Source organism: Veillonella sp. CHU594 (assembly GCF_003992265.1).
Classification (GTDB): Bacteria; Bacillota; Negativicutes; order Veillonellales; family Veillonellaceae; genus F0422.
On the sequence record NZ_RQVB01000007.1, the window covers coordinates 116,813 to 139,095 of the forward strand.

Annotated in this window: 15 protein-coding genes; 3 read left to right on the top strand and 12 right to left on the bottom strand. The window is 39.1% G+C overall.

Going from position 1 to position 22,283, the window contains the following annotated elements; genetic code table 11:
• Nucleotides 1-79: 79 nt before the first annotated feature.
• Together EO111_RS05930 and EO111_RS05935 are read right to left on the bottom strand one after the other, a co-directional pair.
• Complete coding sequence (locus tag EO111_RS05930; RefSeq protein WP_127010993.1) at nucleotides 80-2,173, bottom strand: heavy metal translocating P-type ATPase; 2,094 nt, start codon at nucleotides 2,171-2,173, stop codon at nucleotides 80-82.
• Between the two features lie 691 nt (nucleotides 2,174-2,864).
• Nucleotides 2,865-4,958, bottom strand: coding sequence for a heavy metal translocating P-type ATPase (locus EO111_RS05935; RefSeq protein ID WP_127010994.1), 2,094 nt, complete (start codon nucleotides 4,956-4,958; stop codon nucleotides 2,865-2,867).
• A 301-nt stretch (nucleotides 4,959-5,259) separates the two neighbouring features.
• On the opposite strand from EO111_RS05935, the gene EO111_RS05940 reads away from it, so the two are divergent.
• Nucleotides 5,260-6,276 (top strand): virulence RhuM family protein, encoded by a 1,017-nt coding sequence (locus EO111_RS05940; RefSeq protein WP_127010995.1) that lies wholly within the window; start codon nucleotides 5,260-5,262, stop codon nucleotides 6,274-6,276.
• A gap of 130 nt (nucleotides 6,277-6,406) precedes the next feature.
• Here the strand turns inward: EO111_RS05940 and EO111_RS05945 are convergent, their stop codons facing one another.
• The 5 genes from EO111_RS05945 to metA form a co-directional block, all read right to left on the bottom strand.
• Entirely contained in the window at nucleotides 6,407-6,571 is a 165-nt protein-coding gene (locus tag EO111_RS05945; protein ID WP_127010996.1) for a 4Fe-4S binding protein, read from the bottom strand.
• Nucleotides 6,572-6,909: 338 nt separating this feature from the next.
• Nucleotides 6,910-7,242 (bottom strand): helix-turn-helix domain-containing protein, encoded by a 333-nt coding sequence (locus tag EO111_RS05950; protein WP_062401468.1) that lies wholly within the window; start codon nucleotides 7,240-7,242, stop codon nucleotides 6,910-6,912.
• A 253-nt stretch (nucleotides 7,243-7,495) separates the two neighbouring features.
• Nucleotides 7,496-8,539, bottom strand: coding sequence for a hypothetical protein (locus EO111_RS05955; protein ID WP_127010997.1), 1,044 nt, complete (start codon nucleotides 8,537-8,539; stop codon nucleotides 7,496-7,498).
• Nucleotides 8,540-8,866: 327 nt separating this feature from the next.
• Nucleotides 8,867-10,135: an O-acetylhomoserine aminocarboxypropyltransferase/cysteine synthase family protein gene (locus EO111_RS05960; protein ID WP_127010998.1), complete on the bottom strand. Its 1,269-nt coding sequence runs from the start codon at nucleotides 10,133-10,135 to the stop codon at nucleotides 8,867-8,869.
• 47 nt (nucleotides 10,136-10,182) lie between these two features.
• Nucleotides 10,183-11,142, bottom strand: coding sequence for a homoserine O-succinyltransferase (gene metA, locus EO111_RS05965; RefSeq protein ID WP_127010999.1), 960 nt, complete (start codon nucleotides 11,140-11,142; stop codon nucleotides 10,183-10,185).
• A gap of 449 nt (nucleotides 11,143-11,591) precedes the next feature.
• On the opposite strand from metA, the gene EO111_RS05970 reads away from it, so the two are divergent.
• A complete protein-coding gene (locus tag EO111_RS05970) occupies nucleotides 11,592-12,218 on the top strand; it encodes an RNA polymerase sigma factor (protein ID WP_127011000.1) in 627 nt (208 codons plus the stop codon).
• A gap of 277 nt (nucleotides 12,219-12,495) precedes the next feature.
• Here EO111_RS05970 and EO111_RS05975 read toward each other — a convergent pair whose 3' ends face one another.
• The 3 genes from EO111_RS05975 to EO111_RS05985 form a co-directional block, all read right to left on the bottom strand.
• Nucleotides 12,496-12,699 carry a DUF1659 domain-containing protein gene (locus EO111_RS05975; protein WP_009353480.1) on the bottom strand — a complete coding sequence of 68 codons (204 nt, stop codon included), beginning with the start codon at nucleotides 12,697-12,699 and terminating at the stop codon, nucleotides 12,496-12,498.
• Nucleotides 12,700-12,712: 13 nt separating this feature from the next.
• On the bottom strand, nucleotides 12,713-12,946 hold the full coding sequence (locus EO111_RS05980) for a DUF2922 family protein (protein ID WP_009353472.1): 234 nt from the start codon (nucleotides 12,944-12,946) through the stop codon (nucleotides 12,713-12,715).
• A 179-nt stretch (nucleotides 12,947-13,125) separates the two neighbouring features.
• Nucleotides 13,126-18,870: a YadA-like family protein gene (locus EO111_RS05985; RefSeq protein ID WP_127011001.1), complete on the bottom strand. Its 5,745-nt coding sequence runs from the start codon at nucleotides 18,868-18,870 to the stop codon at nucleotides 13,126-13,128.
• 846 nt (nucleotides 18,871-19,716) lie between these two features.
• Here EO111_RS05985 and msrB point away from each other — a divergent pair.
• On the top strand, nucleotides 19,717-20,694 hold the full coding sequence (gene msrB / locus EO111_RS05990; protein ID WP_127011002.1) for a peptide-methionine (R)-S-oxide reductase MsrB: 978 nt from the start codon (nucleotides 19,717-19,719) through the stop codon (nucleotides 20,692-20,694).
• Between the two features lie 275 nt (nucleotides 20,695-20,969).
• Here msrB and EO111_RS05995 read toward each other — a convergent pair whose 3' ends face one another.
• Nucleotides 20,970-21,782, bottom strand: coding sequence for a class I SAM-dependent methyltransferase (locus tag EO111_RS05995; protein ID WP_127011003.1), 813 nt, complete (start codon nucleotides 21,780-21,782; stop codon nucleotides 20,970-20,972).
• A 425-nt stretch (nucleotides 21,783-22,207) separates the two neighbouring features.
• On the bottom strand, nucleotides 22,208-22,283 hold a 76-nt coding region (locus EO111_RS08465; RefSeq protein WP_164723757.1), incomplete at its 5' end, for a hypothetical protein.

Here is a 22,283-nt window from a genome sequence, read left to right on the forward strand (position 1 = left end):
TGTATGACTACAAGTAGGGAAGATATCACAATACCTCCTGCTACATAGTTGGGCGTACATGCTAGCAGGAGGACGTATATTATTTGCTGTAGAATATACGGATAGAGTTCAAGATACAAAGAATGGATACCCCTGTATCTGCAAAGATAGCTACCCACATATTAGCAAAACCAAATACACCTGCTACCATAACGATGATTTTTACAGCAATAGCGAAGAATATATTTTGCCATGCAATAGACAAAGTACGATCCGCAATACTTAAGGAACGCCATACAGAATCTAGGTTGGAGTTCATATATACTACGTCTGCTGCTTCGATGGCAGAATCTGCACCACTACCCATAGCACCGCCTACGTCAGCACCTGTCAATACAGGCGCATCGTTGATGCCATCACCTACGAACATAACAGAACCACGATCATTACGTAGAGACTGTACCACTTCTAATTTATCTTGTGGTAATAACTCAGCACGTACTCCTTGGATACCTACTTGTTGAGCAATATACTTTGCACTAGCTGCCACATCACCTGTAAGCATCACTGTTTGATATCCTTTGCCGTTCATGCGACGAATGGCTTCCTTAGAATCAGCTTTTAAAGCGTCAGCGATGATGATACGGCCTACGTATTGACCATCAACAGCTACGAATACTTCACTACCATACACATAATCAATCAATGGGGTTGCAATATTTTCTTTCGCCAACAAACGACCATTGCCGACTAATACAGTATGACCTTCTACGGTGCCTACCATGCCATGACCGGAAATTTCTTTTACATCCTTGGCCGTAGTAAACTCTACCCCTCTACGTTTTACTTCTTCTACGATAGACATCGCAATTGGGTGTGTAGATACGGCTTCTAAGGCTGCTGCATATTCCAACACTTCGTTTTCTGTATAGCCACTAGCTACTTCTACTGTTTGTACGTTGAAAGTACCAGTTGTGATGGTACCAGTTTTATCAAATGCAATAGCTTTCACACGGCTCATAGCCTCGATTGCTTTACCACCTTTGAACAAGATACCTTGTCGAGAACCAGCTCCAATGCCAGAGAAGAATGCCAATGGCACAGATAATACTAAGGCGCATGGACAAGATACAACTAAGAAAGTTAAAGCTGTATAAATCCAATATTGCCATTCTCCTGTAAATAGAGGTGGCACTACAGCAACGATGATCGCCAATGCCACTACGATTGGTGTATATACTCGAGAGAAACGAGTAATGAAACGGTCAATCTTTGGTTTAGATGCCGCTGCATTTTCCACGGCATCAAGAATACGCATAACCATGGAATCTTTTAATTCGTGAGTCACTTCTAAGACAATACGACCATCCACGTTGATACAACCAGACATCACTTCTGTACCTACCGTAGCACTTACAGGAACAGGTTCCCCTGTCACCGCTGCTGTGTCGATACGTGTAGTGCCTTCTACTACGCGACCATCCAACGGAATACGGTCACCAGGGCGAATTTCGATATGAGATCCTACTTGTACATCTTCTGGATTTACCACTTGTACGCTACCGTCACAAGCGATTAAACGTACTTCTTCTGGGCGAAGATCCACTGCATCCATGACCGCATTACGGCTGCGCTCTGTAGCACGTTCTTCAAAATAAATCCCTACTTGGAAGAACAACATAACGCCTACGGCCTCTGCATATTCACCGATGATTAAAGCACCGATAGTAGCAATAGACATCAAGAAATTCTCGTCAAAGAATTTACCTTTCATACCATTTTTAACAGCTGCCCATACAATACGCCATCCTAATACAACAAAGGTTACGATTAACAATGGAGTCATATATTGTTCTGGTACCCAATTCGTAAGCTCTGCCACTGCCATCACGATAGCACCAACGATTATGGCAGATAAACTTGCATTGTGTTCATGGTCATGATCATCTTGCTTTGCTTTTTTCGAAGCTCGTACAAATGGTACCACCACAACACCATCTTCTGTAGCATCACAAACCGCTTGGATTTGTTCTTGCAAAGCATCCATATCTTCTACGGTAGAAGTAATCCGCAATTGTTTCGTACCAATTGTGAAAGTCGCTGCCGACACAGATTCTAGTTGATTTAATTTTTCTTCAATGACACTAGCGCAATTTGCACAGTTCAAATTTTGTAATGTAAAAATGCGTTCCATCGTATCTCCTTATAAATTCTAATATGTAACCTTACTACTTGTTTTAAAGTTTGTTTTAACACTGCTTTAACACTTGAGTGTTTGTTCATATTTTTATTATATCTATAAAATTCTATTTTGTCAACATATGATTGTGTATTCATTTATATTTTTTATCCTATTTTCATCTTACCTCGATAATAAAAAAAGCACCCTATTACTTTAGAGTGCCAAAAAGTGCTGTATGCGGATTCGAACCGCATCTTTATAACAATATGTCATCGTCGTGCCAGTAGACCAACAGCGATTTTTTATTTATTCTATAATCCCATAAATTTGATAGACTTTCAAATAAATCATTTTTATAACCAAATCTACCAATCAGGACAAGAAAATATTTCTACCAATGTTCTATTTAAAGACGAAACATTTTGGATGACACAAAACGACAAATTACTTCTAAACCAACACAAGTAGATCTATACACAAAAGCCAGCAGCCCCTATGTTCTGCTGGCTTTCAAGGTTATAGGACAAAATGAGTTGGTAGACTATGCCCCTACACGATAAAGAGGACTTAGCCTAATGGCCAAGTCCTCTTCGCTGTATACTTGTTATGTAGTGACATATATCTTGTATAACTACAAGTAGGGAAGATATCACAATGCCTCCCGCTACATAGTTGGACGTACATGCTAGTAGGAGGACGTATATTATTTACTGTAGAAAATACGGACAGAGTTAAAGATGCAAAGAATAGATACCCCTGTATCCGCAAAAACTGCCACCCACATATTTGCAAAGCCAAATACACCGGCCACCATAACGATAATTTTTACAGCAATAGCGAAGAAAATATTTTGCCATGCAATGGACAAGGTACGTTCTGCAATACTTAAAGAACGCCATACGGAATCTAGGTTGGAGTTCATGTATACTACGTCTGCTGCTTCGATGGCAGAATCTGCACCGCTACCCATGGCACCGCCTACATCAGCACCTGTCAACACAGGAGCGTCATTGATACCATCACCTACGAACATGACAGAGCCATGCTCGTTGCGAAGAGATTGCACCACTTCTAATTTATCTTGTGGTAATAACTCGGCACGCACACCTTGGATACCTACTTCTTGGGCAATATGGTTCGCACTGGATGCCACATCACCTGTAAGCATCACTGTATGATATCCTTTTCCATTCATACGACGGATAGCCTCTTTAGAATCCTCTTTCACAGCATCGGCAATGACGATACGACCTACATATTGACCATCAATAGCTACGAATACTTCACTACCATATACATGTTCAATGGTTGGTACCGTTACATGTTCTGTTTCTAATAAACGACCATTACCAACCAATACGGTATGGCCTTCTACAATGCCTACCATACCATGACCAGAGATTTCTTTTACATCCTTAGCCGTATTAAACTCTACTCCTCTACGCTGTACTTCTTCTACAATGGACATAGCAATCGGGTGTGTAGAACCAGCTTCTAGAGCCGCTGCATATTGCAACACTTCATTATCTGTATAAGTACCAGTTACTTCTACTGTTTGTACGTTGAAAGTGCCTGTTGTGATAGTACCTGTTTTATCGAAGGCAATCGCTTTCACACGACTCATAGCCTCGATCGCTTTACCACCTTTGAACAAGATACCTTGTTTAGAACCAGCACCGATACCAGAGAAGAATGCCAAAGGCACAGACAATACAAGAGCACATGGGCAAGATACAACTAAGAATGTTAACGCTGTATAAATCCAATATTGCCATTCTCCTGTGAATAGAGGAGGTACTACGGCAACGATAATCGCCAATGCCACTACGATTGGCGTATATACGCGAGAGAAACGAGTAATGAAACGATCAATCTTTGGTTTCGATGCCGCTGCATGTTCTACAGCATCAAGAATGCGCATAACCATGGAATCTTTTAATTCATGCGTTACTTCTAAGACAATACGCCCATCCACATTGATGCACCCAGACATCACATCTGTACCTACGGTAGCGCTCACTGGAACTGGTTCACCAGTTACCGCTGCTGTATCGATACGCGTAGTACCTTCTACTATACGGCCATCCAATGGAATACGATCACCAGGACGAATTTCGATATGAGACCCTACTTGTACATCTTCTGGATTCACCACCTGCACGCTACCATCACAAACGATTAAACGCACTTCTTCTGGACGAAGATCCACTGCATCCATAACCGCATTACGACTGCGTTCTGTAGCACGTTCCTCAAAATAAATACCCATTTGGAAGAACAACATAACCCAAACAGCCTCTACATATTCACCAATAATTAACGCACCAATAGTAGCAACAGACATCAAGAAGTTTTCATCGAATAATTTACCTTTCATAACATTTTTAATCGCTGCCCATGCAATGCGCCAACCTAATATAACAAAGGTTACAATTAATAATGGAGTCAGGTATTGCTCTGGCACCCAATTTGTAAACTCTGCTACCACTATCACGATAGCGCCTATAATAATCCCCGCTAAACTAGAATTATGCTCATGGTCATCCTCTACTTGTTGTGCTTTTTTAGGTGCACGCACAAATGGTACCACTACTACACCATCTTCCGTAGCATCGCACACCGCTTGGATTTGATCTCGTAACATATCTGTATCTTCTATACTAGAGGTAATACGCAATTGCTGGGTGCCAAGCGTGAAAGTTGCTGCTGACACAGATTCTAGTTGATTTAATTTTGCTTCAATCACGCTAGCGCAATTAGCACAATTCAAATTTTGTAGTTTAAAAATGCGTTCCATCGTATCTCCTTATGAATTATAATATGTAACCTTACTACTTGTTTTACTGTTTGTTTTAACACTGCTTCAACACTTAAGTGTTTGTTTATATGTTATCGTCGTGCCAGTAGACCAACAGCGATTTTTTATTTATTCTATTATCCCATAGATTTAATAGATTTTCAATATCACTCTACCCCTAATACTTTAGATATCTCTGCCTCTATATAAATACTATCCCATCTCTTCTTGACTTTGCCCCGCTAATGAGATGTAATATAAGTAAGAGAAAGAGCAGTACATGACACCAAGGAGGCCTACCATGATTCCTATCGATTCTGCTTTACATGGAGATGTAATCATCTACCAATCAGGACAAGAAAATATTTCTACCAATGTTCTATTTAAAGACGAAACATTTTGGATGACACAAAAAGATATGGCGACGTTGTTCGGAGTATCTTTATCTTCTGTCAGTCGCCATTTAAAAAATATCTTTGAATCCAACGAATTAGATGAATCAGTGGTTATTGCAGAAATTGCAATAACCACTAAACACGGAGCTTTAGCCCAGAAAACGCAAAGCTCAACAGTAAAACTGTACAACCTAGACGCCATCATCGCTGTTGGATACCGTGTAAACTCCAAGGAGGCTACACAATTCCGCATTTGGGCTACAAAGGTATTACGTGAGTATATTGTGAAAGGGTTTGCCCTCAATGACGATATGTTGAAGAATGGTACTCCATTCGGTCAAAACTATTTTAAAGAACTTTTACGTAGAGTTCAATCCATTCGAGCTAGCGAACGTCAAATTTATCAACAAATTACAGATATATTCGCAGAATGCTCTATTGACTACGATGTACAGGATCCTTTCACTCGCCAATTTTACGCGATGGTGCAAAATAAATTCCATTATGCCATCACAGGCAAAACTGCGGCGGAAATTATTTATGATACCGCTGATAGAGATAAACCACACATGGGATTGCAAACTTGGAAAAGCTCCCCTCATGGGCGTATTCATAAATCTGATGTAACTATCGCAAAAAATTATTTAACAGCCGACGAAATACGCAAACTAGAACGAACTGTTTCTGCCTTCTTTGATTACATCGAAGGCATCATCGAACGGAAACATACTTTCACCATGAAAGCCTTCGCTGAAAGCGTAGATAAATTCCTATCTTTCAACGAATACGAAGTGCTCACTAATAAAGGTCATATTTCAAAATTACAAGCTGATAAGAAAGCAGTTACTGAATATAAAGAATTTAATCGCACGCAGAAAGTATTCTCTGATTTTGACAGAATCATACACAAGCAAAATGAGTAATATGATGAGGAGCTCAAAAAGGTTGAGCAACGGTTGAGCAACCGTCTCGAAAATGCATGAAATTAGAGTAAATCAAAAATGAGAAAACCCCGTGAACACGCATGTTCACGGGGTTTGTTATTTGCTTGAATTATTCAGCTGTGATTGTTGCTACTGGGCAAACAGATTCGCAAGAACCGCAATCGATACAAGTATCGTTGATTTCGTATTTAACTTCGCCTTCAGCAATTGCTCCTACTGGACAAACAGAAGCACAAGAACCACATTTAATGCATGCATCACCAATAACGCGCATGAGACACCTCCATAAAAAAATAGAATTCGCTAACTTTATGATTATCATTTAACTAAGGTACTTACCTTTTTTATATTCTCATTATCGCACGTTTTTTTAGTCTTGTCAAATACTTGTCTATACTTTTTGTATCCAATTTTTACAATTGATGTTGCATTTTTTGTATCGCTGAACCTATATATTACGCTATTTGATAGAATTTATCATTTGTATTTAGCTATATATACAAAAAATAACTATAGACGCCTATATTCTCAATTATTACTTCTCAATATAGTTTTTGATAATAATTATATTATCAATTAGATATCTAAGAACACAAACTAGTTTCCATCCAGTTAGTGCAACTGATTCGATTCATATCCCATGACTCGTTGCTTAATCTTATACATCCGTACCCGCTGGTGATCGATTTCATCATGACACACCAAAGTTGCCACATCAACCTGCAAAGTCTTGGCGATCAAATACAATACCTGCACAGATGTCCCTAAGGAACCTTTAGCGCCTTCAATTTTTGCTAAATAACTTGGACTAATACCACATCGTTTAGATAACTCTTTTTGTGAAAGTCCCTGACAACGTCTGACCCAAGCAATTTTTCTACCTAAACAAATACAAAACTCTTCATACTCTGGCATAGATTCCATTGATTGTAAATGCGTCCCCATCTCTATACACCTCATTTCAAAAGTATATAACCGAACTGCTCTACTCACATTATATATAGGCAAAATTCATAAATCAAGAGCATATCTGATACGATGGTTTTCTAAAATGCTGTTCTACAGTGATGAGACGGATGCTCCTCAACTTTCATCAGTCCCTGTATACACAAAATTATCTAATAAGTGCAACAAAGTCTGCAGATCATATCTATGAATATCATCATATTCAATCTCTATCAAAAATGACACCAACTTTTTACTTTCTCTCTAGTCCTATCTGTCCAGACCTGAGAATCCTAGCCTCAGTTATAATGTTATCATCCCAAGTGGATTGAGAGGTAATCCCCTCATCAGTAATTCGTATTTCTTTCTGTATACGCTTCGATGGCTTGCCTTGTACTAATTCTTCATGGTATAGGCCTTCAAGGGTAGTTACATCTGAAGCTAACATAGAATTCCCTGAAACAAGTTCTTTGGGAAGTTGATCATGCAGGCTAGATGGATCTTTACCTAATCGATGAGAACATGTTATTTCTTTACTTTCATCATTTCCCATATACACAAAATCATCTAATAAGTGCAACAAGGTCTGCAAATCATATCTATGAATATCATCATATTCTACTTCCATCAAGTATCGATGCGTAGGATCCTCTTTCATAATCATATCGATGGTGAACCTTACATAGGGTCCATCCTGTGTGGGCTGTTCAAATCTATCCCAGCGAACCGCTGTCATATCTTCTCGAGATAGAAGACCTCCTTCAGATACTGTGTGCTTTTTAAAGGTATGTGGATTTTTTTGACGCCAAATCTCCATGTACTCCGCATCTGTCATACCTTGGATAGGTTGGTCATACCAGGTAGTATTCCACTGTTCTTGAGATACCCCTTTCGGCGGTACATTATCTCTACGTGTGACCATCATATTCACATCTTTGTCTAGTTGCAGCAGAACCCCCACCACATGCCCACTGTCTGTAGGTACTACCTTATCAATCCAAGTAAGACTTTGTACATCCCAAGGTATGGAAAAACGGAAATGCCCTGCCCGACTACTAATATACGTATGGTTCGGTATATTTTCTATTCCCTTACCCTTTGCAAGTAGACTACTGTCTGTATAGTGATCCCCTGCAGGAACGGACATACCTACTGGTATTCCTTGCGGTTCTATGAATGTAACCTTAGGTTTTGCCTCTAAATCTTCTGCCACACCTACAGCCCCTGTGAAAGTGGCCATCGCCATGCCACATACCACAACTTTCCACCATATATTTCCAACTAGTTTACTTTTCATTCGTTGATTTCCTTTCTTATCTGCGCCTCTATACATCCTATGCAATTTCTATACATGTCTATAGTTGACTCCTTCTCCGACATCTAGATAACCACCTAATAGGTTATTACCGTATCATCGTGGTTTTATCTAATATAACTATATATCTAGTATACCATAGCTTATATTGTATATACCCAAACTACTATTCATATATATCGTCACTAGTTCCGACGATACTTTCATAATCACTATGAAATACAATTAGGAGACTCGCTTTTACTGTACAACAAAAAGAGAACCCACTATTGTGAGTTCTCTTATATTCTATTATATAATTGCTATATCTTACAGTTTATCCAAGGCTTGTGCTAAGTCAGCAATGATATCCTCTACATTTTCAATACCGATAGATACACGTAATTGTTCTGGCTTTACACCTGCTGTCAATTGTTCCTCAGGGCTCAATTGGGCATGTGTTGTACTTGCTGGGTGGATAACCAAGGATTTAGCATCCGCCACGTTTGCAAGGTTAGAGAAGATTTCAAGAGCATCAACGAATTTGATACCTTCCTCTTTGCCACCTTTCACACCAAATGTAAACACTGCGCCAACACCATTTGGGAAGTATTTGTCAGCCAACGCTTTATATGGGCTGTTTGGCAATTCAGGATAATTTACATAAGCAATTTTTGGATGGTTTACCAAGAAATCTACTACTTTACGAGTGTTTTCTACATGGCGTTCTACACGCAAGGACAATGTTTCAATGCCTTGAATAATCAACCATGCTGCTAGTGGAGTAATGGCTGCCCCAGTGTCACGCAATAATTGAGCACGTACTTTCACAGTGAAAGGAATTGGAAGATCGCCATATACTAAACCATTGTAATGTACGTCGCCTTCTACAAAACCAGGATAACGGCCGCTTGCTTTGTAGTCGAACTTGCCACTTTCCACGATCACACCAGCGATAGTTGTACCATGGCCGCCTAAGTATTTAGTAGCGGAGTGAACCACTACGTCTGCACCATGTTCAAATGGACGGAACAAGTATGGAGTGCCGAATGTATTATCCACAATCACGATGATACCATGAGAATGAGCGATCTCAGCAATAGCTTCTAAATCTACCAAGTTAGCTCCTGGGTTACCAACGGATTCTACATACACAGCTTTTGTGTTGTCGTCGATAGCTGCTTTGAACTCATCTAAATTATCTGGATTCACGAATTTTGTAGTAATACCGAAACGTGGCAATGTAGCGCTGAATAAGTTATATGTACCACCGTATAATGTGGAAGCTGCTACAATATTATCGCCAGCAGATGCTACGTTTTGGATAGCATAGGCAATCGCTGCAGAACCAGAGGCTACAGCGATGGCACCAGCACCACCTTCTAAGGCGGCTACACGGCCTTCCAACACGTCTTGTGTAGGGTTGCCTAAGCGAGTGTAGATAGGGCCTGCATCAGTTAAGGCAAAACGACCTGCTGCTTGTTCTGCATCTTTAAATACATACGATGTTGTTTGATAAATTGGCACCGCACGGGAACCTGTTGCGTCTACTGTATGACCTGCATGTAATTGTAATGTTTCAAATTTGTAATTGCTCATGTTAAACTCCTCATCATTCTTAAATCTTTACTATGTATTGACTAGGATTAAATGACCCAGTCTTGTATATATGCTTCTTCAATCGGTCTCGATTGTAATTCACTGACCTCATACGGTGTTTCTTGGTACACATAATAGTTTAACCAGTTTGAATAGAGTATGGTCGATGCAGATCGCCATCGAATGATGGGCTCTTTCGTCGGATCATCATCAGGGAAATAATTTTCTGGAATTTCAATCTCTAATCCTAACTTTCTATCCCTATCATACTCTTGGTATAAAGTATCTCGATCATATTCTGGATGTCCAAAGATAAACACATGTTTATTATCATAGGACCGGGCAATACCAACACCTGTCTTATCCGCGCGGGCTAGTACTTCTAACTGAGGGTGAGCGTTGATTTCGCTTTCACTCACCGTCGTATGCCGTGAATGAGGCATATAGAAGAGTTCATCTAGGCCACGCATCAGCATGGGCTTACTGTTCTGCACTTCCTGTTCATATACACCGAATAACTTGGTAGGCAAATCTTCCTTGTGGATGCCGAAGTGCTTATAAATCCCAGCTTGGGCTCCCCAACAAATGTAGAGAGTAGAACACACATGGGTTTTGCTCCATTCCATAATTTCTGAAAGCTCATCCCAATAGTTCACATCCTCAAAAGGCATTTGCTCTACCGGAGCGCCTGTTATAATCAAACCATCAAAGTATTGATCTTTGATTTCCTCGAAAGTTCTATAAAAGGTTTCCAAATATTCTTGACTTGTATGACTCGCTGTATAGGACGCCGTGTACAGAAAGGTAACCTTTGTTTGTAACGGTGTATTACTCAAAGCACGAAGCAGTTGAATTTCCGTAGTCTCTTTCCGTGGCATCAAGTTCACAACCACAATGTGGAGTGGTCGAATATCTTGTGACTCTGCCCGTTCCGAATCCATGACGAATATATTCTCTTCTGAAAGTTTCCCTATGGCTGGTAATCCTTTCACTACTCGTATAGGCATTCAATCCACCTCTCTTTCCAGTAAAACCTATCGATTAACGATGAATTAAGTATACTAGGATGTCCATCATATGTCAACAATATACGCACATTTATCCTTATACAGGATACATATTATTATATATAGCAAAAAACTATAAGGAAAGTTATAAACATATATTTTCCCAATATTGCTTATATGTCATACATACCCTTGAAATCTATTCTATTATATCAATATGTTACTTTTACACACTTTCAGAAAAAATAACTTGCTATTGAGTGGATTTTGATATATAATTTCATCAACATATATAGATGTCATTTTTCATTACATGTAATAGCAATTTACAGTAAATGAGCTATATATCAACAGGCCTGTGATACTATAGAAACTATGATGTAAGTACGCCCCTTATACATCATCCATGACAATCATGTTAGGTAATATTATATATAAGGAGGTAAACTATGAGTCAGTCTTATATTAAACACTCATTACTGATGACAGCCACTGACATCCAAGATGATTCCTACACTGATGAAGAACTTGTGGCCTTCATCCAAGCTGGATATCATCATATGACTGTTATCTTATGTCAACGGTACGTACCTCTCATTACAAAATACGCGCATGTGCGCCAACTCCGTTCTATAGACAGTGATTTAGAGTCTGCCTTATGGGAATGTTTCTTGCAGGCTATTAAGACCTATGATATAACTAGCAACATCCCCTTTGCTGGCTTTGTAAAATCTCGCATACGCTTCACCCAGTGGAATCTATATCGAAAGAGTCTACGACAATGGACTCATGAAACGATGTTAGCCCCACAAGAAGATGAAACAGATCCCTTAGTATCTATCCCATCCAGCCATGATACTGCAGAGGAAGCCATTCATCATTTAGAGCTATTAGCATTGCACACAGCTCTATCACAAATGGAGCCGGTGCATGCAAACCTATTACGGCAAGTCTTGCTAAAAGGCAAATCCATCAGCGAAATCGCTAATACCTATGGCATGAGTCGACAGGCTATGCACAAGAAATACAAACGAGCTATTGCCTTGCTAAAAGAGGCTTTAGAAACAGTTCAATAACTTAATATTGAAAAGAAGTAAAACCTGAATCTCTGAAAGAGATTCAGGTTTTCTTATCATACAGTACACTAATATATAACAATAGCCATCCTGCTATGTATCAGCAGGATGGCTACGGTAATCCTTGGTACTAAGTCCTATCACTATCATTTACATATACCCTTCTTGGTGTGATTCTCAGCTGTCTAAAGGTCCTATCCTACCTTATCGTTTTAACCACTTTAATACCCAAAGGGTAATTCTAATAATTTTTAATGCTTTTTCAAGCTTTTCCATATTACGCCTCTAAAGCGATGGCATTATTTCGCACAACCCCTACCAAAGGATAGGCATATAGCTTACCCAATGCATCGCCTACAGCTTTTACATCCTCATCTGTAGCACTTTCATTGACATAGGCAAAATTAGCCACTTTTAAATTATGTGCACCTTCACCTTTTTTAAATTGTAATTGTAATTTAGTTACCATTGTTGTTGTCATAGTCTAATCCTCCTTATTCTACCACCGTGGACTCTGTAGTCACTAATGCACCATGTTGAAAGTTACTCAATCGTTGATCTTTACGACCACGAAGTACATCTTTCTCCACCATCAGTTGACCTACTGTGTCAATTTCAGTTTTTGTAACACCTTCTTTGGGGAATGCTACCACAATATTGACTTCTTCCTTAGATGTGTCTGTAAAGACCAAATGTAATTCTTTTTTCACTACTGTACTTGCTGCCATAATTTTCTCCTTTCCTAGTACCAAGTGCTTACACTTAGATACATTCAAAAAAAGAAGACTTGTCAACCAAATTCATAATCTTACCGGAGTAAACAAAAAAAGACTGTAATCAGAATGATATATTTCATTCGATTACAGTCTTTTCTATATAACGCTTAGATTACGTTCACAATTCTATATTAACCTTGTAAACGGCTTAATACTGTTGCTAATTGAGCTTTTACAGCATCAAGTTCTGCACGTTGAGATTTGTTTTCTTCACGTAATGCGTTGATTTCACCTTTTTGTTCAAGGTTTTGCGCTTCTAATGCACCCATTTTATCTTGCAATACGTATGCGGAACTAATTGGACCTTGTCTGTATACATCAGCTACAGCTGTTTCGTCTGCTTTAGCTCCTACTTTCCAAGTAATACCAGCATTTGCCATCACTTGGCTACGGTTACCACCAATAGCAGCACCTGCATGGAACATCAAAGATTCATTTTTATAATGTGCCACACCTAATGCTAAGGAGTTTTGACCTTGGTAGTGACCTACACCAGCCATGATTTGAGTTGGTTCTAATGGATCGTATTGGATAGGTTTCAATGCGGATAACGCAGCCGCTTGAGAACCAACACGGTTCACTTGACCTTGTAATTGGTTAGTAATTGCTTGCATATTGCCTGCTGCATCACGTAATTGGCTTACATTAACTGCATCAGTAGGGTTAGTACCTGCTGCCACATTAGTGATTTTGTTACCACCATTGTTCAAGCCAGCATTTGTTAAGGAAACTGCTCCTTTACCTTCTCCTGCTGGAGTCAAGGTAATTCCATTACCATCAATCTTAGTTGTATTGTTACCAGATTTGAATTCAGCACTAGTTAAACCAGTTAATGTAGGGTTAAGTTCATATGTGAAGGAAGAGCCAGTTTGAGTAAGTTTCAAGTTATTTCCAGCATTGAAAGTAACAACATCACCAGCTTTAACAGGTTGCGCTGCACCATTTCCAGTGAAAACGCCATTATCTGTTTTGCCACCTTTGGCTTGCCATGCTGCATTATTAATAGCCTTCGCTACATCACCAACAGTGGCAATTTTGCCTTGATCAGCTTTAGGAACAGATACAGTACCAGCTTTTACAGCCTTACCATCTGCGTCTTTACCATCTTCAGTGTTAACAGTAATTGTGCCAGTGTTAACTTTAATACCATTTTCACCAACAGTGATAGTATCTCCATCTGCTTTTACTTTAACATTGCCAATTGCGTCTTTTAATTGTTTTACGTTAACTGCATCAGTATCAGCTTTACCTGCTGCCACATTAGTGATTTTATTACCACCATTGTTCAAGCCATCTTTAGAAAGAACTACGTTACCAGCAGTCACTTTACCCGCTTTACCATCGATCGCTACTGGATTGTCTCCACCAACAGTAACAACACCGTTTGGTCCGAAAGATACTTTACCAGCACCATCACCTTCGCCAGCAATAGATTTCATACCTTTTAATTCAGGATTTACTTTAATACCATCTTTACCAACAGTAATCGTATCTCCATCTGCTTTAACAGTGATTTTGTTGTCCTTACCTACTTCTAAGCCATTACCAATGTTTACACTGTATTTCACAGTAGATGTTTTTCCATCTGCACTTTCCACAGTAGCTGTTGTACCAGCACCATTTACGAAGTTTACAGTATCATATGGTTTTACAAGATCTACAGCCGTACCATTACCTTGTAAGTTCCAACCTGCATTTAGTACGTCACCTACAGTAGCTGCGTTATTTGGGTTAACCTCTTTGGCACCAGTACCCATTGTTGGAGCTGCTTGAGATTTAGTAGCTTCACCTTTATCATCTTTATTTTTAGTTTCAGGTAAGTTGCTTGCAACATTAGTAATATGTTTATCAGCAGTAACAGTAACAGGTTTTTCTTCACCTGTTTTACCTATTGTTACATCTCCGCTCTCTTTTAACGTAATAACAGTAGGTGCAGCACCTTTACCAGCGATAGAAGTAATACCTGTCAACTCTGGATTCAAGGAATATGTGAAGTTTGTACCATCTTGTTTAATTTCAAGATTATTACCAGCTTTAAGCGTTATTTTGTTGCCATCTTTAACGTCTTCAGTAGATGTAGTATTACCTTCTGCTTTTTTACCAGTACCTTCAACATCAGATGTAATGGAGAATCCAGAAGAATTAATATGTTTCTCTAATTCATCTTTAAGATTTTTTACATCATTTTTAACGCCAGTTAATTGAGTTACGTTAACACCATCTGTACCTTCTGTACCTGCTTTAACGTTTTTAATTTTATTACCACCATTGTCCAAGCCATCTTTTGTCAAGGAAACTGGTTTTTTATCCGTTGCTGTAGGAGTGATAGTCATACCATCTGCATTGATTACAGTTGTATCACCTGCATCATTTTTGAAAGATGCACTCTTTAAATCTTTCAATTCTGGATTTAAAGAATATGTGAACTCTTTACCAGCTTGTTTAAGTTTTAAGTTGTTTCCAGCTTTTAATGTTACAGTGTCACCAGCTTTTACAGCTTCTTTCGTTGTACCTTCAGCTTTGCCAGTTCCATCTTCACCACTTGTTGCATTCCAAGCTGCATTGTTGATAGCATCTGCTACATTACCGATAGTAGCAACTTTGCCTTTATCTGCTTCTTCAGGAACAGCTACTGTACCAGCTTTATCGCCTTCTGTTACATTAGTAATAGAACCAGTGTTAACTTGTAAACCATTGTCTCCTACAGTGATTGTTGTGCCGTCAGCTTTTACTTTTAAGCCTTCCTCAGTAGTTTCTAAAGATTTATCAGCTGGTTTAACTTTCACGCCTTCAGCTGTTACTTCGATAGATTTATCAGCTGGTTTTACCTTAATATTACCATCTGTATCTTTTTCCAATCCATCGCTTGTTTTAACAGTGGATTTACCGAGTTCATCTTTTAATTGTTTTACGTTAACTGCATCAGTATCTTTTTCACCAGCTTTAACATTAGTGATTGTTTTATTGCCATTGTCTAAGCCATCTTTGGAAAGAACTACATCACCTGCAGTTACTTTACCGTCTTTACCATCGATTGCTACAGGATTATCTCCACCTACAGTAACAACACCATTTGGTCCAAAGGATACTTTACCAGCACCTTCACCTTCACCAGTGATAGATTTGATACCTTTTAACTCAGGTTGTAAGGAATATGTGAACTCTTTACCAGCTTGTTTAAGTTTTAAGTTATTACCAGCTTTTAAAGTAACTTTGTCACCAGCTTTAACTTTTTCTTCTGTTGTGCCTTCTACTTCGCCAGAGTCTTCTTTACCACTTGTTGCTTTCCAAGCTGCATTGTTGATAGCATCTGCTACATTACCGATGGTAGCAACTTTGCCTTTATCTGCCTCAGGAACAGATACAGTACCAGCTTTGTCGCCTTCTGTTACATTAGTAATATTACCAGTGTTAACTTGTAAACCCTTGTCTCCTACAGTGATTGTAGTGCCGTCAGTTTTTACTTTTAAACCTTTATCAGTAGTTTCTAAGGATTTATCTGCAGGGTTTACACTTACACCATTTGCTGTTACACTAATGGATTTATCTGCAGGTTGTACTACGATTTTACCATCACTATTAGTTAAACCGTTGCCAATTTTTGGAGATGCATTGTTGATCATATCAGCTACGTTTTGAGCTGTTGTTAAGGCATTGCCTTTCCCTTCATCTTTAGGTTTTACTTGACCTGTAGCTGGGTCTTTTTCAAGTTCAGCTGTAACAGGAGTGATTGTAATTGTGTTATTGGTAGCATCTGTTGTTAATACAGCTTTGTTAGCAGATACCACTTTTAATGTTTGGCTATCTAATAATACGTCAGCTTTAGATGTACCATCAGTTGTCGGTGCAGCTTGATCTACTGTATCACCAGCGATTTTTAAATTCACAGAGCGAAGTTGCGCTACGTTTACTGCATCAGTATCATCTGTACCTGCTGCTACATAATTAATTTGACGAGTCATGCGAGGCGTACCTACAGCCACAGCTGCTGTAGATGCAGTTAATGCATTACCTCGTAAACCAGCATATGTATTCATACGGTTTTCGTTAAGATCATAGCCTTTACGTGCTTCTGTATCTGCTACGGAGTAGGAACCTAAACCAACACCATTATCCACTGTAGCTTGTGCTTTTACACCGATAGCTACTGCATGGTCAGCAGTAGATTTAGCTTGTGTACCGATGGCTACAGAGTTTTCATTTGTTGCATTTGCATCAGTACCGATGGCAATAGATTTTTTACCTTCTGCCACAGCGCGTGTACCAATAGCTAACGCAGATTCTTTCGCACTTGCATAAGCCGCTTCTAATGTTGCCTTAGCTGTCTTTAACTTAGTTTCTTCTGCTGTTGCAGCAGCTGTTGTATCTGTTACTTTTTGTTTTAAAGCTTCATCATCTGTATTTTCTGCAATCAAATCTTGAGCACGTTTAATTAAACGTGTTACATCCGCTGTAGTTGTACTAGCTGCATTTTCATCAAGTGCCGCTATTTTTTTCAACGCAGCCAATTGAGCTGTTACAACTGGTTTAGCACTATCATAGTTATTATTGGACTGTATATTTCCAAAAAACTCATCTTGTAGAGCTGCATTATCTACACCTAATGTTTGAAGCAATTGCTTCTCTTCATTAGTTAATGTATATAAAGAAATACCAAAGTCACGAGCATCACTAGCTAAACGTTTTTTTGTTGCGTTACTGTCGCTTTCTGCTGTTAACTTCGCATCTTGAGCTTTAATATAAGTACTATACGCTGTATTATACGTATCCAACGCTGTAGATACAGTGGTTGCTAAGTCTGCATTACCACCTGCTACAGAGTCATTACCAAAGGCAAAACCATGTGTACCCATAGCACGAGCTGTTGTACCTAAGGCAATCGCTCCTTGTCCTGTAGCAAAGGCATTTTCCCCAGCTTTGCCGTCCGCTTTGCCGCCATTACCGATTGCAATGGCTTGTGCTCCATAAGACGTAGCAGCACGACCGATAGCCATTCCACCTGCTGTAAAGGCACGAGCTCGGTCACCTACAGCAACGCCAGACGTTTCTGCTACATGAGATCCAAAACCTACCGCTACTGCACGACCAGCACTAGTCCCAGTACCAGACTCTGTACCTACAATCGTATCACTTGCTGCTCGCGTAGTTGCATTATTACCTACTGCTGTAGCAAATGCATTATAAGTAGCTGATGTAGTACCTACTGCCGTAGAGTAAGCCCCACTTGCTCTTGAAATATTACCAATGGCAGCTGCCCCTACTTCATAGGCTTTTGCAATTGGACCTACCGCCGTAGCCGCACCTTGTTGACCTGTTGTTTCCGCTTGGTAACCTACCGCTACGGATTGAGTGAAATTCGTACGAGCTTCTGGACCAATGGCTACAGATTCTTTATAATCACTTTTTGCATTTCTACCGATAGCAATCGCACCAGTACCCGATTGGTATGTCACGCCACCATGGTCACGTAACGAAGATGCATTTGTACCAATAACAACCGTATCAGTATAGGACGCATAGGCATTCCTACCAATAGCCACTGTATTTGCTGTATGCTTTTCTTGATCTGCTTCTGGGATAACTGATTCACTGACACCGGCTAAGCTAGATTTACCAATCGCCACACCAGCTTTGGCATTAGTCACTGCTAAATTACCTACAGCAATAGACCCTTCTTGTACAGCCTTACTATTGGTGCCAAATGCAGTACCTTCACCTGTACCTGCCACATTATCTACAGCAAATGTAGTGGTCATACCAGCCACGCTAAACGCCGTCACACCTAAAATAGCAGCCATAGCAGCTAAACGATTTACTTTTTGTTGACTTTGTGCATGTGCTGCATTTGTTCGAACAATTTCATTACGTTTTTTCATGATTCTCCTTTTCCTTAAAGTTTGAAACCCATATTGACTTACTATACTACACGATTAAGATGACATATGCGTGAACAAAATACCCTTGATATGTGCCAAATTTAAATGAAAAAATTTTTTTCATAACCTGTTACTCAGTTGCACTATAATTCATATAATTTCACTATGGCATCTTATCTGTTGCCTCAATTATACTGTTCTCACTTATAGATGTCAAATGCATTCTTCATAAACTTTCATGAAAAAAACTATAACCCCTGATAGTTAAAAACTCTTTAATAATAGCCATTCTTTATAAATACTTTATATATAGTATATTATATATCTTCATATCACTTCTTGATAATTGCCGACATGTCTAATAGGTACACCCTATAAGTGGTAACACTTTATTATTATTTTACTTATTCCTATTTTTTTGATATACTATCTATGTCGATGAGATATTCGACAGGAACTATGAACCTCATATGTTCCAGCCTTTCAAACTACTTACATATGTGATAACGGTGACTTCCCATACACACCTACAGTTATCACGAAGAAGCCACTTGCTCGTCCCCATACGAGTCAGGTGGCTTTCACCTTTATAGGCATGTCTTATAATATTATGCTTACTAAAACTCGTGATAATACCATGTATCTTATATGCGGCATATCATCGATCTACCAATACTCGTGCAATATTTCTAATACGAATACATGCTATAATTAAGACTAGCTATATCATAACAGTTTAATGATATATACTCGATATAATAACAATATCTTTGCTAGCAACATACATATAAAGCATATCATGAATTATCAGCAATATACATTATATTCCATTAAAAGGAGGATACTATGAATCATACCATCTATTTAGGAGGAGGTTGTTTTTGGGGTGTGGAAAGCTACTTTCAACGCATCCCCGGCATTGTAGATACTGAAGTAGGCTACAGCAATGGCGCTCATCCGAATCCTAGTTATGAAGAGGTTTGCCGTGGCAGCGGTCACGTAGAAACTGTCAAGGTTACTTATGACACCTCTGTGATTTCCCTCTATAAGGTACTACAATATTTTTTGCGTATTATTGATCCTTTTAGTATCAACAAACAAGGTAACGACGTGGGCATTCAATATCGCAGTGGTGTGTATTACGAACATTCTGAGGACAAAGCAATCATCGAGTCCACGTTAAAACGTGCTAGCAGCCATTACCAAAAGCCTTTTGCCATCGAAGTGTTACCCTTACAATCGTTTTATCCAGCCGAAGAATACCATCAAGACTATTTAGATAAAAACCCTAATGGCTATTGCCATATTAATGTGTCTAAGGCTTATGAGCCTTTAATCGATGAAAAGGAATACCAACGCAAAGCAGATGATGTATTACAAAAAGAACTTAGTGATTTAGAATACGCTGTAACACAACATAGTGCTACGGAGCGACCTTTCTCTCATGCCTATACAGATGAATTCCGCCCCGGCATTTATGTAGATATCACCTCTGGAGAGCCTCTTTTTGTCTCCGCTCAGAAGTTCGACTCTGGTTGTGGTTGGCCCAGCTTCGCGCAACCGATCAACAGCGATGTCATTCGTTACTATGAGGACGATAGTTTAGGACATCGTCGCATCGAAGTACGCAGTCGCATTGGAGATGCTCATTTAGGGCATGTCTTCGAAGATGGCCCTCAGTCCATGGGAGGTCTCCGGTATTGTATCAACGGCGCAGCCTTACGCTTTATTCCTTTAGAAGATTTAGAAACAGAAGGGTATGGCGCTTTGCGTAAATTTGTAGAAAGTAGCCACGCTCTATCTCAAGATTCTCAAAAAATTTAGTATACAACAACTTAGCATGATACAAAGCTGATTTCAACGATTACCAACTTACCGTATCTTACAACATAAAAAGACTGTAAACACAGGATTATATTTCCAATTGTTTACAGTCTTTTATCGTTATATAAATAGTCTATGCCTATATGCCCTATCTATACCGTTAGATCTAGCATACTTGATACACTATATTACTTTTAATAAAGTACGTATATCCCTATAGATTATGCATATACTATTGTAGCCCAGTATAGTCTATATATTATAAGTGCAGAAGATTAAACCCGCCATGAAATCCACGCAATGGTATCCGTTGTGTGGTTTTCTAATTTTCCATCCACAGCTTTAGCAGATAAAAACTCATGTATCTCTTGTTTAATCACTTCTAAATCGCCACCTACTTTTCGATGCACACGTAAGCAGAAATAATCGACTGCTTCATCAACAGTTAAGGTTTCTACTTCCTCTACCGTTTTATAAGTAATATTTACATTCTTTCCGATTTCGTTAACTGTGCCCAAGCAATCTTGTAGCATGGATTCCCATGGGCTTCCGCTTACACCATATCGCTCAGAATAGATGGCATCTAAGTATTCATCTTTTCGATCGGCGAACATGATGCACAAACAATGTTTGCGACTAGCTTTGTGCAAGGCGTGAAGATTAGCCGTTTCCGACATGATGGGGCAGAAAATGCTGTATACCAAGTCAAATCGTTTGTCCCAGCCTAAGGCTTGCCGAGCTTCCTCTGACCACGGTCCAAGCCATAGATCTAAAGAAAGGCCTTCCTTTTCGCTAATTTGTTTTGCCCCTTCTAGCATGCCTGTGGAAAGATCAACACCGGTTACTCTCACCCCATTACGAGCTAATCCCATGGCATAGTCTCCAGTACCACAGCCTACATCAAGTGCTGTTTCTCCTTCTGCTGGATGAATCCCTAATTCTTGTAATCGTGCTACAAAGTCCACTACTTGCGCTACACGATCCTCACGTTTGTGCATATTGACAAAGAACTTGGATGTTTGATTCCAAGATTGTTGTTCCTCTTGCCAGCCCTCCATGGAAACAGGCATTGTTGTGATTGTACTCATAGAAACCTCCTTGTATCTATCAATAGTATTAACATAGATATAATTTACATGTATATGACTACTATTATTATATATGATATTCTTTAAATTATATATGATAAATGTTATCAGTTTACTATTTTATTATACTATAAAGTACTCATCTATACTGTGTCCATAGCAACAAAATCTATGTACCGCTATATCATATATTCTTATAAGTATCTTTGATTCTAGAACTCTATATAACTATACTATCATTTTTAATAACAAATGCCATTTTATACGATATATTATTGTAAGTGTAATTAAATATAAGGTTATAGGGATACATGCCTTAGTAGGCTAATTGTAGCCTTTTAAAATCGATATACTTATATAAGAAACTTTAGAACACAAAAAAGCGACCTTGCGGTCGCTTTTCCTATTTAGAATCTACGATTCAATTATGCTTCGATAGCTGTAACAACACCAGCGCCTACTGTATGGCCACCTTCGCGAATCGCGAAACGTAAACCTTCT